The sequence below is a fragment of the Shewanella sp. CAL98-MNA-CIBAN-0140 genome (assembly GCF_040309905.1).
Taxonomy (GTDB): Bacteria; Pseudomonadota; Gammaproteobacteria; order Enterobacterales; family Shewanellaceae; genus Shewanella; species Shewanella psychromarinicola.
The window spans coordinates 1-14904 of the sequence record NZ_JBEOPI010000025.1 but is presented as its reverse complement, the minus strand read 5'-3'; the positions used below and the strand labels follow the sequence as shown (position 1 = coordinate 14904).

At 43.7% G+C, this 14904-nt stretch carries 13 protein-coding genes; 8 read left to right on the top strand and 5 right to left on the bottom strand.

Annotated features, from left to right (window positions below; translation table 11 throughout):
* Positions 1 to 36 precede the first annotated feature (36 nt).
* Positions 37 to 1716: a ShlB/FhaC/HecB family hemolysin secretion/activation protein gene (locus AAEY93_RS13560; protein ID WP_351077591.1), complete on the bottom strand. Its 1680-nt coding sequence runs from the start codon at positions 1714 to 1716 to the stop codon at positions 37 to 39.
* A gap of 249 nt (positions 1717 to 1965) precedes the next feature.
* A complete protein-coding gene (locus AAEY93_RS13555; protein ID WP_351077588.1) occupies positions 1966 to 3186 on the bottom strand; it encodes a threonine/serine exporter family protein in 1221 nt (406 codons plus the stop codon).
* Positions 3187 to 3529: 343 nt separating this feature from the next.
* Here AAEY93_RS13555 and AAEY93_RS13550 point away from each other — a divergent pair, with 343 nt between their 5' ends.
* Together AAEY93_RS13550 and AAEY93_RS13545 are read left to right on the top strand one after the other, a co-directional pair.
* Positions 3530 to 3925 (top strand): MAPEG family protein, encoded by a 396-nt coding sequence (locus tag AAEY93_RS13550; protein WP_124013214.1) that lies wholly within the window; start codon positions 3530 to 3532, stop codon positions 3923 to 3925.
* A 202-nt stretch (positions 3926 to 4127) separates the two neighbouring features.
* Positions 4128 to 6449 (top strand): YgiQ family radical SAM protein, encoded by a 2322-nt coding sequence (locus AAEY93_RS13545; protein WP_101033042.1) that lies wholly within the window; start codon positions 4128 to 4130, stop codon positions 6447 to 6449.
* A gap of 1 nt (position 6450) precedes the next feature.
* On the opposite strand, the gene AAEY93_RS13540 is transcribed toward AAEY93_RS13545, so the two are convergent.
* A complete protein-coding gene (locus AAEY93_RS13540) occupies positions 6451 to 6639 on the bottom strand; it encodes a hypothetical protein (protein ID WP_351077583.1) in 189 nt (62 codons plus the stop codon).
* A gap of 72 nt (positions 6640 to 6711) precedes the next feature.
* Between AAEY93_RS13540 and AAEY93_RS13535 the strand changes: the two genes are divergently transcribed.
* From AAEY93_RS13535 to AAEY93_RS13520, 4 genes are all read left to right on the top strand, one after another.
* A complete protein-coding gene (locus tag AAEY93_RS13535) occupies positions 6712 to 7254 on the top strand; it encodes a hypothetical protein (RefSeq protein ID WP_351077668.1) in 543 nt (180 codons plus the stop codon).
* Positions 7255 to 8847: 1593 nt separating this feature from the next.
* Positions 8848 to 9684 carry a tyrosine-type recombinase/integrase gene (locus AAEY93_RS13530; RefSeq protein WP_351077580.1) on the top strand — a complete coding sequence of 279 codons (837 nt, stop codon included), beginning with the start codon at positions 8848 to 8850 and terminating at the stop codon, positions 9682 to 9684.
* A 4-nt stretch (positions 9685 to 9688) separates the two neighbouring features.
* Positions 9689 to 10798: an IS91 family transposase gene (locus tag AAEY93_RS13525; protein ID WP_351077577.1), complete on the top strand. Its 1110-nt coding sequence runs from the start codon at positions 9689 to 9691 to the stop codon at positions 10796 to 10798.
* A gap of 392 nt (positions 10799 to 11190) precedes the next feature.
* Positions 11191 to 11562 (top strand): DUF4844 domain-containing protein, encoded by a 372-nt coding sequence (locus AAEY93_RS13520; RefSeq protein ID WP_351077570.1) that lies wholly within the window; start codon positions 11191 to 11193, stop codon positions 11560 to 11562.
* A gap of 290 nt (positions 11563 to 11852) precedes the next feature.
* On the opposite strand, the gene AAEY93_RS13515 is transcribed toward AAEY93_RS13520, so the two are convergent.
* Together AAEY93_RS13515 and AAEY93_RS13510 are read right to left on the bottom strand one after the other, a co-directional pair.
* Positions 11853 to 12926 (bottom strand): IS91 family transposase, encoded by a 1074-nt coding sequence (locus AAEY93_RS13515; protein ID WP_351077575.1) that lies wholly within the window; start codon positions 12924 to 12926, stop codon positions 11853 to 11855.
* Positions 12923 to 13813 carry a tyrosine-type recombinase/integrase gene (locus AAEY93_RS13510; RefSeq protein WP_124014280.1) on the bottom strand — a complete coding sequence of 297 codons (891 nt, stop codon included), beginning with the start codon at positions 13811 to 13813 and terminating at the stop codon, positions 12923 to 12925. Before AAEY93_RS13510 ends, AAEY93_RS13515 begins: the two co-directional genes overlap by 4 nt.
* A gap of 205 nt (positions 13814 to 14018) precedes the next feature.
* Between AAEY93_RS13510 and AAEY93_RS13505 the strand changes: the two genes are divergently transcribed.
* Positions 14019 to 14288 (top strand): hypothetical protein, encoded by a 270-nt coding sequence (locus AAEY93_RS13505; RefSeq protein ID WP_351077572.1) that lies wholly within the window; start codon positions 14019 to 14021, stop codon positions 14286 to 14288.
* A 170-nt stretch (positions 14289 to 14458) separates the two neighbouring features.
* Positions 14459 to 14830 carry a DUF4844 domain-containing protein gene (locus AAEY93_RS13500; RefSeq protein ID WP_351077570.1) on the top strand — a complete coding sequence of 124 codons (372 nt, stop codon included), beginning with the start codon at positions 14459 to 14461 and terminating at the stop codon, positions 14828 to 14830.
* Positions 14831 to 14904: the final 74 nt, after the last annotated feature.

Below are 14904 nucleotides of genomic sequence, written 5' to 3'. Positions count from 1 at the left end.
TAGTTAGGCGCTGTGGTAACAACAGAGCCTGCCTGGTTAGAAATGATCTTTCACTTGGAACCTGAACTCCCAAGCATTGATGTCGTTACCTGTGGTGATCGGAACGGCAATGTCAACATGGGCTACGTTACCGTAACTGGATTTAGAAGAGTAAATCCGTGCGCCAATACCAATACTACCAATAGGACCATCAACTTCATTTTGCTCATCTGGGCCACTGCTTGCTTGACCGATATCGGCAAATACTGCCCAGCCTAACTCGGCCAGTTGATATAAATTGATGTTTGGATAGTATCGGATTTCACTCGTGAGCAACCATTGATTATCACCATGCTGGTAGTCATTGGGGTAACCGCGTACGCCGGTTTCATCACCAAGTGCAAACGTTTGATCAAGATAGTTATTGTGTGAGGTTGCAATGCGCGCCTTGGAGTAGGCGGTCCATTTAGGGCTAATTTGATGAAAATATTCCGCAGCTAAACCCACATTATAAAAATCTTGTTGGCCAGTTTGAATATCGGTCCGCCCAGTTAAACTCATTAACAATAATTGATTGTCTTGTTGCCAACCGCGACTGCTTGAAGCCGTTACGTGATAACCCATAGCCGCATTGTCGGCGATGTCATTGGTTTCAAATCCTACACTTACCGTATGATGCCAACCTAAGTTAAAGTCTTCGTTTTTATTAATCAGCTTGATATTATTCAATACTGTGTATTGATCTTGCAGGTATTCGTAGCGGATCCAAGGATAAACAAACTCACGATCAAAAGGTAAAGGCGAAACTGGGTAATCGTCTATGTTACTAAATTGATGATTATCTTGGGTAATCCCCAGACTAACACGATGCAATTGATCTGCTTGTTTGTCGACTAACCAACCAAAACCTACATTGGTATAATCAATCACATGCTCAAATTCATTAATGTCTTGGCCATTTTGTCGTGTGGTGTCGATGCGCGTATCGGTCAACCACGACAAGGTGTACATATTCTGAGTATCGAGTGTGTAGAAGGGTTTATTAAAGGCAATTGCCGATGCTTGGCCGTCGCTGTTATCGTAAAAATCAACCGACACATTACCGTGTTTAACCCACCTTACTGGAGCATCAAAGGCAAACTTGTAACCGGTGCGTTCGGCACTCGATTGATATTTTATTTTGGTTTTAACTCCTAATCCCAGTAGGTTATCTTCTTTTATGCCAAATGAGTATTTGGTGTCACCGCCATTTTTACTCAAACTGACCGTTGGCAGTAGTGACCAGTTATCCCATGTTTCTACTAATACCACGTCTTCAACGTTGTCATCGGCGAGAGGATCTTTTCTGGCGATATTGATATCAGCGTCACGAATATAAGGTTCGTAGCGCAGTAAGCGCTGCGCTTCTTGAAGATCTTTCTTGGTAAGGCTATCGCCTTCCTCAAAGCTTAAGCTATTGAGAATAGTCGATTCTTTGGTATTGATATGCAGATAATTGGCCCAGCGATGTAGGAAAATAGCATCGGGTGCCGACTCGTCAAAAATAGGATGACTGACCACCACAATGTTAGTGACCTTGTCGACATCATGCTTATTGGTTGTCGATGGTGATGATTTGCGGGTGACAGAGTCATCTTTGACTATTAACTGCGCCCTAGTGTCAATTATGTTTGCTTGAACACAAGACGAAGCAAGCAGGATGGCGAAAAAAAATACTGCCGTAAATATTATTGGCATAGCTTCGTCCTTATTTTTATTGTTATGTCTTTAATAGGTCAGCAAGCGTTGAAGTATTGTTTCCTGTATGAGGTTTTTATGTTGCCTATTTGTTTTATATCATACCTGAATAATATAATAGTCAAGCATTTAGCTTGAATAAATATTTCATTTAGCCATCAAAATTGTGTGGATATTTAGATTGTAAAAATAACGGCTGCAATAATAGCAGCCCTTAAGTCGATAGGAATATGAGGACAAGACTAACGTTTACAGCGAACGACGAGGGGGTACAACAACGTTAGCAAAAATGAGTCCAGCGATTAAAGACATAAAAATGAGAAAAATTTGCGACCCCAAATGCGCTTGGTTAAGCATGGTTTCACCTGAAATTAATGCATTTAAGCCAATATAGGTTTTACTGCCAGGCACAAGAATTACGATGCCTTGCAGTAATGCAATGGATGCAGGTGCTTTCATCCAGCGAGCATAGAGGTTTGAATATATCCCTACCGATAACGCGCCAACAAATATGCCAATGGATTCGCCTAAGTAAATTCCTCCGAGCATGGCAGAAAAGAATGCCACAATGCCAGCACAAACCCCCCAAGGAGAGTCTTTTAAGCGCGCTTTAAAGATGATCACCAGTGACATAGACAATAGCGGCACCGCAGACCAAATAGCCCAGCGTGGCAGTGGAATGGGTTCAACATAAATGGCCTCACCAAAGATGGCTTTACCAATGGTCATGCCGAGCACGGCGCCAAAATACAGTTTAAACAGCTGCATCACAGCGTCCATAATGCGCGCAGTACCAGAGATTAAATCGCGGGCGGCTAGCTCAGCTAAACCGAGTGTGAGCGCAAGGCCAGGGACAAAGATAATGATCCCAGACAAAATGGTGACAGGTAAATTGATACTGGGGTCAAATTGCGCAATACCGGAGACCAAGATGGCGCACATAACCGCCGCCATGGGCTCGAGCATTTCGGCGATACGTTTTGATCGTTCAGCCCAAAAGACTAAACCGTATACCAGTAAGCCAAGTATGGCCGACCAAAAAACATCGTGCCAACCTGTGCCCATTAGCATGGCAAACCCGCCCGCACTTGTGCCAAAGGCCAATAACGTCAGTTTGTGTCCATAAGGATTAGGCTTATTGGCTATTTCTTCTAAGCGATCAAGGGCTTCTTGCAGTGTCCGTTGCCCAGAGCTGAGTTCTTCTACCAGTTCAAAGGTGCGCGCTAACGAGCCTAAATCGAGATCGCCCGGATTCACACGGGCTACGTGATTGTATTCTTGCTCAGTGTCATGCTGAAGTACGAAGGTCATCGATGTGGGTGATATTAAGAAATACCCTTCGATACCCAGAGTCGTTGATACGGTTTGTAAGTGAGATTCTAAGCGATACGCCGGGGTACCAAACTTGTGTAAGGCTTTTCCTAATTTAATGATAAATCGACGTTTTTCTAAAAAATCCTGATTATCCACTGGGCGATAGTCACTTTTTGTAAGGTGATGAGCTTATTTGGCGCGAATATTAACCGATTAAGGCGTGTGTTTACAGCCAAACTGATCCAATATGATGTTATATCGCTAAGCCACTTCAACATGCTCGTTTCAGAGCTCCTGAAGGGCAAGTTGAGAAGCAACCTGTTTCAGTGTTATAAAATAGAAAACTAGAATAAATAGAATAACTAGTCCAGCTATTTCATGCCTTGAACTCTGTCACCTCTATACTTGCTCAATCCGGTGTTTCGAGGTCGTTTGGCTATACTCAACTTATTAAATATTGATGTAATAACAATAATATAGTCTTTTAAAGGAATAACTCATGACATTGATGGTATCGGGTTTATATGCTGGCTTAACGGCACTGTTGGTTTTAGCATTATCTTACAAAGTGGTTAAATTTCGCCGAGCGAATAAAATTGGTATAGGTGATGGCGGCCATCAAGGATTATCCGTTGCCATAAGAGCCCACGGGAATTTAATTGAAAATGCCCCCATAGTGTTAATTTTATTGGTGCTAGCTGAATTTAATGGTATGCCAATGTACTTGGTACATTGTTTGGGCACGGCTTGGATTGTTGCGCGTTTACTGCATGCTATTGGACTTAATCAAGGTAAGGGTGATTATCATTTTGGTCGATTTTACGGCGTATTAATCACCTGGATAGTACTATTGATTTTAGCTGTTGCTAATATTGGTTTCTTTCTTGGGTTATAACATTGAAAACATGAGGGAATAGCAATATGACCACTCAATTTGCAAGGGTATAACAGGATAAAAATATTTCACATTTGGTGTTTTTTTAGTCACACTTAGTGTCGCGGTACTGCTATAATCTGCGTCCGTTAAATTCAGCCACAGGCTGATGTTGTCAATGGATCAGGCAGACTGATTTTCCCCATTTATGTAGGTCATATACATGCAAGTTGAGTCAACGTTATTTAATTATCCAAAGTTTTGGGCGCAATGCTACGGAACCGCACCTTTTTTACCTATGTCTCGTAAAGAGATGGATAAATTAGGCTGGGATAGTTGCGACATTATTATCGTGACAGGTGACGCGTATGTTGATCACCCTAGCTTTGGTATGGCAGTAATTGGGCGAATGTTAGAAGCACAAGGTTATCGGGTGGGGATTATTTCTCAGCCAGATTGGTCTAATAAAGATGATTTTATGCAACTCGGTCGGCCGAACTTATTTTTTGGGGTGACCGCTGGCAACATGGATTCGATGATTAACCGCTACACGGCTGATCGTAAGTTACGTCATGACGATGCTTACACGGCTGGTGACATTGGCGGAAAACGCCCAGATCGTGCCGTGACCGTTTATACCCAACGTTGTAAAGAAGCTTTTAAAGAAGTACCGGTAGTCATTGGCGGTATTGAAGCCAGTTTACGTCGTATTGCCCACTATGATTATTGGTCAGACAAAGTGCGTCGCAGCGTGATTTTTGACGCCAAAGCAGACATTTTAATTTACGGTAATGCTGAGCGTCCACTGATGGAAGTCGCCCGCCGTATTGCGGCGGGTGAAGCCATTAGCGACATTGATGATGTTCGTGGTACTGCGGTAATGCGTAAAGCACCTATGCCAGGTTGGCGCGGTATGGATTCTCGTAAAATCGATCAGTTACACAAAATTGAACCGCTGCCGAATCCTTATGGTGCCGATGATGTTGGCTGCAGTAATTTATCGGGTCCTTCCGACAACAAAATTTTTGATAACGACGCGCCTAAAGCGATTAGTATTCAGCCGCCACGACCTAAGCCGTGGGAAAAAACCTATGTGTTGCTACCGGCATTTGATAAGGTCAGCGAAGACAAATATTTATACGCCCATGCTTCACGGATTTTACACCAAGAGCAAAATCCGGGTTGTGCTCGAGCGTTATTTCAGTCCCATGATGCCAACCGCGGAGTGTGGGTTAATCCACCTGCGTGGCCACTAAACACCGATGAAATGGATGCGGTATTTGATTTACCTTATCAGCGTATTGCGCACCCCATGTATGGTGATGAGAAAATCCCCGCCTACGATATGATCAAGACTTCAATCAATATCATGCGTGGTTGTTTTGGTGGTTGCTCATTTTGTTCGATTACCGAGCATGAAGGACGCATTATTCAAAGTCGCTCGCAAGAGTCGATCATTAAAGAAATTAAAGACATTCAAGAAAAAGTGCCGGGCTTTACCGGGGTCATTTCTGACCTGGGCGGCCCAACGGCAAACATGTACCGTTTAGGCTGTACCAGTGAGAAAGCGGAGAAAACCTGCCGACGTTTGTCGTGTGTGTATCCGTCTATTTGTGGTCATTTAGGCACCGACCATAAACACACCATCGATTTATATAAAGCGGCACGTGAAGTACCTGGCATTAAAAAAGTGTTAATTGCTTCGGGTGTTCGTTACGATTTGGCTATCGAAAACCCGGAATATATTAGAGAGTTAGCTAAGCATCATGTTGGTGGGTATTTAAAAATTGCCCCTGAACATACCGAAGACGGCCCGCTCAGTAAAATGATGAAGCCAGGTATGGGAACCTATGACAAGTTTAAAGAACTGTTTGATAAGTTTTCTAAAGAAGCGGGTAAAGAACAGTTTTTAATTCCGTACTTTATTTCGGCGCATCCTGGTACCACCGATGAAGACATGGTTAATTTGGCGTTATGGTTAAAAGGGCAGAAATTTAAGCTCGACCAAGTGCAAAACTTTTATCCCTCACCGATGGCCAATGCGACCACGATTTATCATACCGAACTGAACTCACTGAAAAACGTTAAGCATGATAGTGAAAAAGTGACAGTGCCGAAAAAAGGCCGTCAGCGTAAATTGCATAAATTCTTATTACGTTATCACGACCCATTGGGTTGGCCGATGATCCGTGAAGCGCTAGTTGCCATGGGTAAAGAGTCGTTAATTGGTAATGGACCAAATCATTTGGTGCCGCCAGAAACCCGTAATGAACAAACGAAAGTGAAGTGGGGCCAAAAGCCATCGGCTAAAGCGAAAGAGCAAGGGGGTCAAAAGGCCATGACGCGTTTTTCTGCTGATCAGTTTGAAGACCGTAAAGGTACCACTAAAGCAGACAAAGGCAGTGCTAAGCCAGTAGGGCAGAAACCAAAGTCTCCAGCCAAAGCTTCGGGCCAAGCGGCAAAAGGGCAAGCACCCAAAAACCAAGGCGCTAAGCGTCCAGCTAAAGCGACCACTTGGGCGACTAAATCTAAATACGCCAAGTAAGCTAACACGTTAACTTACCGTCATAAAAACCCGCATTAACGTTTGCGGGTTTTGTTTTTTTAGCAGCAACAGATTCAATAACAAGGTAATCTGGTTCGATACTTTGGTCTTTTAATTTAGTCTGCTCAGTCGCCGTTTTGTTATACGACGGCACTTTATTGATTAAATGACCCAATGGTTTGATAAACAAGGAACGATCATTATGCCAACGTTAATTAGGCTTAGCGGATATTTCAGTGGTGTACTGCTGTGTGGTAGCGCTATGTTAGTTAATCCTGCTTATGCCGCTAACTCGGTACAGCAACAGCAATTTTTTGAAGCGATCAGCGATCTTTGCGGTAAAGCTTTTGCGGGTAAAGTCACTGCTGGTGGCGGTGAAGGGGATGGCTTTAGTGGCAAATTATTAGTTATGCATGTAAGAGAATGCACCGATCATCAGTTACGTATTCCATTTCATGTTGGCGATGATCACTCTCGCACTTGGGTGATAACTCAAACCGATACCGGATTACGCTTAAAGCATGACCATCGCCATCAAGATGGCAGCGAAGATAAAGTGACTATGTATGGTGGTGATACACGCGATACTGGCACTGCAAATATGCAGACTTTTCCTGTAGATGATGAGTCCATTGCTAATTTTAAGCAACATGGCTTAACCCAGTCGGTCACTAACGAATGGCAGATGATGATTGAAGCCCATACGTTTACTTATCGCTTAAGCCGAGAAAATCGCGACTTTAAAGTAGAGTTTGATCTCACTAAACCTGTCGCATTACCGCCGAAACCTTGGGGATATAAATAGGTCTTTGATAGGTATATCGGTTAGGCATGGCCTGCGGCCACTAACGTCGTGGCGCTTCACCGATATCAGAATAAGGTAGTAAGTTGTCAACTTACCCAGGCTAATTTAATCGTCATCCCGGTAATGCTCGTGAGCCGGGATCCAGGTTTATTCTTTTGTACTTTTGCACTTATGGCCTGCGGCCACTAACGTCGTGGCGCTTCACCCACACCAGAGCAAATGGGTAAAGCGCTTGTACCCCTTTGCAAACCCTCAGCGTTCCGGCAACATTTTCTGAACAGCGAAAAGGTCGCGACGGAAACTAATCTAGCTTTTGGCCTCGTTTGAATCCTGCTTCGGCCCATCTTATTAATAAAGAGTGAAAATGCTAACGCTTCCGATGGGGCGTCCCTTCCCCTCGAAAGCTAGCTGGCCATCCTTGGCCAGCTCACGTCATTTTCTTCAACGTCCTCAAGTTCAGAGTTGAATCTGTCCATTTCCAAGTCAAGAAAACTAACTCGTTTGTGCACCAAAGCTTGTTTAGGCTATGGCCTGCGGCCACTAACGTCGTGGCGCTTCACCCACACCAGACCAAGAGGAAATCAACGGCTATTCCCTCTTTACTCTTTTTAAAAGAATTGGCCCAGCCGCCCCGCAACATTTTCCCTATTTACTTAAACAACAGATGCGAAAAGGTCGCCATGGGGATTGATCCAGCTTTTAAATTCATTTGTATGCTGCTTCGGCCCATTTTGCAATAAAGAGTGAAAATGCTAACGCTTCCGATGGGGATCTGATGTAAATGGATTCATGAATGTCGTGGTGGCATGGTCAATGGTGTTCCCTAAATCATAATGACATTTCCCATATCCATATGGGGCAGATGCCAAAGAACGACCCCGTACCGCGAAAGCTAGCCTGACATCTGATAGGCAGGATGCCTGAATGCCTTGGAGTATATGGATATACGTGAAAGGCCATGTCAGGCTCACGCATTCTTTTATAAATAGTCTTCAACGGCCTCAAGTTAAGTGTTGAATCAGCCCTTTTAAAGTCAGTATAACTAACTTACTTTTGTCTCAAAGTTTGTTAGGAAAATCCAATTTTAGCTCTGCTCAAACGTATTTATTTCTAATTTATGAAAGCACCATTTTGATGTAAATCTATCTACGATGAACATCATAAAATCTTTGCCACAGCACACTGTGTTTTTATACAGTTATAATTCATTTGTGTTAAAACAACAGTGCTGTTTCTCGTTATGTAATTGCGAAAATTCTCGGTTTTACCTAAAGGATAATTATATCTAATTGAATTAGCTGATTTTTGTTAATATATCTGCTCTACATAACGAGTTTGTATTATTCTCGATTATCTAAATTCTCGCTTTTGCCTAGACTAAAAGGTGATTGATTTGGGTTATTTAAGCTGATAAGTTACTAAAATTATTAATAATTAAAGTAGTATGGATGTTGAGTTTTGGTGAGCTTCTCAGGATGTTTATCGGAATTCTCGCTAATACGCTGTTGAACTAAGCCGCTGCGCGGAGCCCAAAAGCCAGCTATTTACACCACACTTACCTCAGTGGATTTCCCACTATCAAGGAGGTAAGTCATGTTAGTTCACACTCAACTATTCCACGATGAAATTACACTTAGGCGCTACTCTGAACGCACTCGAAAATCGTATCTTTATGCCATTAATCAACTGGTGAAGCATTACAATCAACCCATTGATACCGTGAGTGATATACAGCTCAGTGCCTATTTTCGTTATTTGAACCTTGATAAAGGTTTGTCTCGAGCAACCATCCAACTTCAACTGAACGGTATTCATTTTTACTTTGAACATGTCCTTAAACGTCATTTCACTATTGATATGTGTTTACCTCGGGCCACCCAAAAACTGCCGCAAGTGCTCAGTAAGCAAGATATCAGTCAGTTATTACAGCACTGCCCAAACCAGAAATATCACACCATGATAGCGCTTTGCTATGGCTGTGGATTACGGGTCAGTGAGTTGGTGAATATCAAAGTCGCTGACATTGATGGTCAGCGGCAGTTACTCAAAGTGTGTCAGGGAAAGGGAGCCAAAGACCGTCTCGTTATCATCTCACCATCATTGCTGAACTTACTGCGGCATTACTGGCTAAAGTATCGGCCGCAAACGTGGTTATTTGGTGTGTACTATCACGGAAACACTTACCCATTAGACGTCTCAACCGTGGGCAAAATGCTGAAGAAATCCGCATTAACAGCAGGGATAACCAAACCTTGCAGTCCACACAGTCTTCGCCATGCTTACGCGACACATCAATTAGCCGCGGGTATGCTTCTTAATCAGCTACAACACCAGCTCGGCCATAAAAGCATTAAAACCACAGAGCGGTATCTTCATTGGTCGCCAGACCTTGGGCATAAAGGAGGCGATTTACTCGCTGATTTGGGGTGATGATATGGCGCACTATCACTTGAGTGACATTCTGCAAACGCATTATGGCCACTATCAACAACATCACCGACTGAGCCATCAGCAACGATTAGTGTGCCAACGTATCTTGAGTTGTCGCACCGCAGCCCTAGGCCAACAGCAGTGGCAATGTAATCAATGCCACTATCAGCAGAGCGTGTTCTGCTCATGCCGAGACAGACATTGCCCACGCTGCCAAGGTAAACAAACCCAAGCATGGATAGATAAGCAGCAACAGCAAGTACTGCACTGTCGCTACTTTCATTTGGTGTTTACCTTACCCCATGAACTTAATGAACTCACTCATAGCGAGGCGCAGGCAAAGCATCTCTACAGCGCACTTTTCGAGGCGGTATGGCAAACCTTAAGTCGATTTGGAATGACCCGCAAACACTTGCAAGGTCAACTTGGGTGCACTGCGGTATTGCATACCTGGGGACAAACCTTAACTCAGCACATCCATTTACACTGTTTAATCCCGGGAGGCGCAGTCACAGAGCAAGGGCAGTGGCGAGGTGTGAAAAGTGATTATCTTTTTCCTGTTAAGGCGGTATCAAAAGTGTTTAAAGCCAAGATGTTGGCGGCACTGCGCCAGCGTGAAGTGACAATTCCTGATGCTGATAACCTCATCAAAAAGGAGTGGTGCGTATACAGTAAAGCTTGTCTTTATAAAGCTGAAACGGTAGTGGCCTATCTCGGGCGTTATACCCGAAAAGGCATGTTGCATGAGTCACGGCTAAAGCGCGTCACCGCCAGTTCAATCGATATGCGTTACACCGATTATCGGGATAATCAACGTAAAATCATGCAATTGGTTCCCGAAGAGTTCATCCGGCGTTACCTATTACATGTACTGCCAAAAGGCGTGATGCGGATAAGGCATTTTGGTTTTTTAGCCAACAGTTGTCGACGTAAAAAGCTCATGCAAATTAGAGAACAGCTTGGTAGTAACCCCCTTAAAGACATCAACGCAACAACTGAAACGCTAGGGCACTGGTGCTGTCCACAGTGTGCTAATGGGCGGTTAATGTTTGTGGGGCTCGTACCACTGCTAACCATGCTAGCGCGTGAGGCGCAGCGAAGGTTGTCAGGTTAATCACCATCAAAGCGGGTGAGATAATCGGGAAAAAACTGACTTAGTTAATGTTGAATTGGCTGAGGCGACAACACACATCCGCAAGCCGAAAAATCAGGCGGAAAGGCAATGATCAAGCAATGGGGAAACATGGCATATTATAAAACCTGCCTTAAAAGGTGTAATCAGAACAACCGATTAGCCGAAGTGCTGTACAAAAAACAACTACCGTAAAAAAGCAAATTCCTATAGCATAAAGCATACCGATTAATATGGGTGTGGCATCGGCCAAGTCCAACAAGCGATTTATGCCCTGCAAACAGCGCAACGCATAAATACTAAAACGTTAGTGTGAACAAATGAAGCTTTTGCGAATACTGTTAGTCTTATGTTTAATTCAAGGCTGCAATGAAATGGAAATTAAAATGCTATCAAATGGAAGTGAAGTCAAAGAGGCTCTGCGAGAATTAAAGTCACAGAAGAAGTTCCTTGCAAACTTAGCTCTATTTTATCCAGGAGCACCAGACGAATTAATTCGAATCGAAGCTGAAAATGTAATAAATTCAGCTTTGGTAAAACTCATTGAATCACCACCTGATAGCTTTACTGAAAATGAGTTTTGGTTAACTTTAAAAGTTGCAGCAAAACAACTCGCTAAAATGGACTCTGAAGAAATAGAGCGTGGTTTATCTTATATGGAGGAAATCATGGATATCTATAAAATTGAATCCTCAGACGGTAGGTTAAACGAGTGGCGCTACGGTTTTGAGCCAAGTTCACACTAACAAATAAGGATAGGCCGCGCGAAGCCGCGTCCAACAAATAAGGATAGGCCGCGCGAAGCCGCGTCCTTATCCCAAGTGTTGAACAAGCCCGAACACCGAGAGTGACTCTTTATTATGTAAATAACAGCTCGAGAAAACGCGCTGTTTGATGTGATGGTTATCGTGCTAGTTTTTTGTAGTCAGCAAGTACCCTTAGCCCCTCTGCTAATTATTTAACTCTATTAATTTCAGTGCGTTAAATTAATCCTCCACGGTATTCAGTTAAACCATTATTCTTATTATTTTCAACATTAGGTTGAGGTCATTAAGTTTGTCGGTCGTGCCACTACGCCCATAAAGCGCATTGGTTGCTGGCAACAGGGGCAACTGCGGGTTGCTAATCTGCGCTTTATCTCAGGAATGATTGGAAACGTTGCCCCTGCAACTGCCAGCATAAGCTGTATTTGTAGCCTGAGCTTTTTGGCGTTACCTCTGAGTAATCCATAGTCACGCACTCGCCTTAATCCCTTCGGTAATACGTGTTGCAGTATTAACCAGAGAAATTCTATGGCGGGTAAGGTGCGTACTTTTGTCGACTTTGTTTGGCTGTCTTCATACTCGAAACTCACGTTGTCATCGACATGACTTTTGATATTTTTGTCAGCCAGTACGCCGCGATAAAGATAGCGTGATAAATACTGCAGTGCAGGCAAGCCTTTGCCCACATGTTGGCAGTCTACTACCCACTTTTTGGGCAGTGAGGTTGGCAGTGTGAGATTAAGCTTTGCCAAATACTCCAGCAAGCGTGCACGCCAGACATTGGCGATATTAAAGGCGTTGAACAGGTATTTGCCTTTGTTCTTTTTCCAGTGCTGTTGAGTTTTGTTAAAACTGCCCGCAGGAATAATAAAGTGAATATGCGGATGTAAATCCCGTCGCCGGCTGTGAGTATGCAGCACGCCGGTGAAACCAATATCACCGGCAAGCTTTGGTGAGTTAAGGGCAAAGTCTTTGAGCACACTGGCAGCGACGGCAAACATGGCTGGATAGAGCGCTTCTGGGTGATATTTAGCCACAACACGCAGCTCAAATGGCAATGTAAAAGTCACCATGAAATAGTCGACGGGCAGTAACTTGGCTTGTTGCTTAGTGAGCCAATCTGCCGTGGTGTTGTACTGACATTGCGGGCAGTTGCGATGACCACATGACAGCGGAAAGTCAGCGGTATGCGTGCAACCCTGGCAAGCCCAGTGGCTGGCTCTTTGGGAATGAGAGCGGCAACTGAGCATGGCATTAATCGCTTGGCGCATTGACGGGGTAATTTGGCCATCATAAGCCTGATTAAAGGCATCAAGATGGTCACGTAAAATATCGATGAATGTCATGAGTCACACTCCCACTTAAGCACCAAATTATCAGTGAGCTGGTTAACTGACAGGACAGTGTTCTTGCGGGTGATGGTGGTGAGGCGGGTATAGCGTGCGGTAGTGTTAAGGCTGTTGTGGCCGAGTAAGTGCTGTACTGAGCGTAAATCTAACCCTTGTTCGAGCAGATGAGTCGCATAGCTGTGACGTAAATTATGTGGGCTGATGGATTTGTGGATGTTGCAGTCGTTAATCACTCGCTTTAGTGCTTTTTGAATACCGCCTTTATCTATCATTGAACCTGGCTTGCCATCTTTACCGGGAAATACATGCCGGGGATGGCGATGGGTTTGCCAGTAATATCGCAGTGCAAGTAATGTGCGTTGAGGTAAAGGGACCAGCCTGTCTTTACCGCCCTTGGCGTCACGAATATGCACCTGCATCAACGCGGAATCGATATCGCCAACCTGCAATGAAATTGCTTCGCCGAGGCGCAACCCCATACTGTAAAGGGTTAAAAAGCACACTTGATATCGCAGCTTATGGGTGAGGCTAATGACGATGGATACTTCGGCAGGGGTCAATATATCGGGTAAACGTTTAACCTGCGGAGGCTTCACAATACTCAGCCACTCCCAGTGCTGGTTAAGAACATATCGATAGAAAAACTGTAATCCATTACGGTCGAGTTTTACGGTGCTCCAGGAGTGAGAGGCAATTAAATCAGCGAAGTAGCGTTTTAAATCATCGGTTGAAAGGTTATCAGGGCAACAGTCAAAATAAGCACTAATACGCCTGACAGCGCGGCTATAAGCGTCGATGGTAGCAGGCCGCTTGCCTTGCAGCGTTAAATTGGTAAGATGTTGTTCATAAAGACAATCAAAGCGTTGTTGTTCGTGAGCGTTCATAGTAATACTCCTAGATAGCTGCCAAGGTAGGCAGGGTCTAGTAAGTATTTATGATGGGGCTAAAGATGTGTTTTTATCTTTTCTGCCGCAGAGCGGCTTCGTTCAACAAGCCAATTAAGCGGGACTGCTAACAGTTTGCTCGGTTTCGCTTCGCTACACATTTTAGCAAACTATTATCAGCCCCTTATTGGGGCGTTAACTGTCTATGAGTATGGAAGTATCACAAATAAATAAAATGGAGCTAGCTGAGAAGCTTGAGTCCTATTTGTCTGGAAAAATAGATCATGAGGCTATCAAGTCTCATGCCTGGAGTTTATCTGATGCCTCACCAAAAGAACCCACGGAAGCCGAAAAAGTTTTTTGGTCCACTGTATTTACAATAATTCACTTAGCAGATGATGAGCACTGGAAAGACGGTTGCACTCAAAGAGATTTAGGTGAATTATTAATCCAGCTAAAAGGTGGCAATAGCTAGCTATGTGCCAACGGCAACAGTTAACAAGTTTATCAACGAACGCCACTTCGTGGCTGGACAGCCTAAAGCGTGGCTTCGCCACAGGCTGCCCGTTATAAAGGCGTTAGTGTGAACAAATGAAGCTTTTGCGAATACTGTTAGTCTTATGTTTAATTCAAGGCTGCAATGAAATGGAAATTAAAATGCTATCAAATGGAAGTGAAGTCAAAGAGGCTCTGCGAGAATTAAAGTCACAGAAGAAGTTCCTTGCAAACTTAGCTCTATTTTATCCAGGAGCACCAGACGAATTAATTCGAATCGAAGCTGAAAATGTAATAAATTCAGCTTTGGTAAAACTCATTGAATCACCACCTGATAGCTTTACTGAAAATGAGTTTTGGTTAACTTTAAAAGTTGCAGCAAAACAACTCGCTAAAATGGACTCTGAAGAAATAGAGCGTGGTTTATCTTATATGGAGGAAATCATGGATATCTATAAAATTGAATCCTCAGACGGTAGGTTAAACGAGTGGCGCTACGGTTTTGAGCCAAGTTCACACTAACAAGAGACTATGGCGTCAATAGTTAATTTTATGCTTTTGGCGCTTCCCATAAAACACCATCTCTTAGCATCGAA

What these genes read in the sequence shown, in the direction of transcription:
- AAEY93_RS13500 (WP_351077570.1), top strand. Translation starts at nt 14,459, where the DNA reads ATGGAAATTAAAATGCTATCAAATGGAAGTGAAGTCAAAGAGGCTCTG.
- AAEY93_RS13545 (WP_101033042.1), top strand. Translation starts at nt 4,128, where the DNA reads ATGCAAGTTGAGTCAACGTTATTTAATTATCCAAAGTTTTGGGCGCAA.
- AAEY93_RS13535 (WP_351077668.1), top strand. Translation starts at nt 6,712, where the DNA reads ATGTTAGTTAATCCTGCTTATGCCGCTAACTCGGTACAGCAACAGCAA.
- AAEY93_RS13530 (WP_351077580.1), top strand. Translation starts at nt 8,848, where the DNA reads ATGTTAGTTCACACTCAACTATTCCACGATGAAATTACACTTAGGCGC.
- AAEY93_RS13505 (WP_351077572.1), top strand. Translation starts at nt 14,019, where the DNA reads ATGAGTATGGAAGTATCACAAATAAATAAAATGGAGCTAGCTGAGAAG.
- AAEY93_RS13515 (WP_351077575.1), bottom strand. Translation starts at nt 12,926, where the DNA reads ATGACATTCATCGATATTTTACGTGACCATCTTGATGCCTTTAATCAG.
- AAEY93_RS13520 (WP_351077570.1), top strand. Translation starts at nt 11,191, where the DNA reads ATGGAAATTAAAATGCTATCAAATGGAAGTGAAGTCAAAGAGGCTCTG.
- AAEY93_RS13550 (WP_124013214.1), top strand. Translation starts at nt 3,530, where the DNA reads ATGACATTGATGGTATCGGGTTTATATGCTGGCTTAACGGCACTGTTG.
- AAEY93_RS13525 (WP_351077577.1), top strand. Translation starts at nt 9,689, where the DNA reads ATGGCGCACTATCACTTGAGTGACATTCTGCAAACGCATTATGGCCAC.
- AAEY93_RS13510 (WP_124014280.1), bottom strand. Translation starts at nt 13,813, where the DNA reads ATGAACGCTCACGAACAACAACGCTTTGATTGTCTTTATGAACAACAT.
- AAEY93_RS13560 (WP_351077591.1), bottom strand. Translation starts at nt 1,716, where the DNA reads ATGCCAATAATATTTACGGCAGTATTTTTTTTCGCCATCCTGCTTGCT.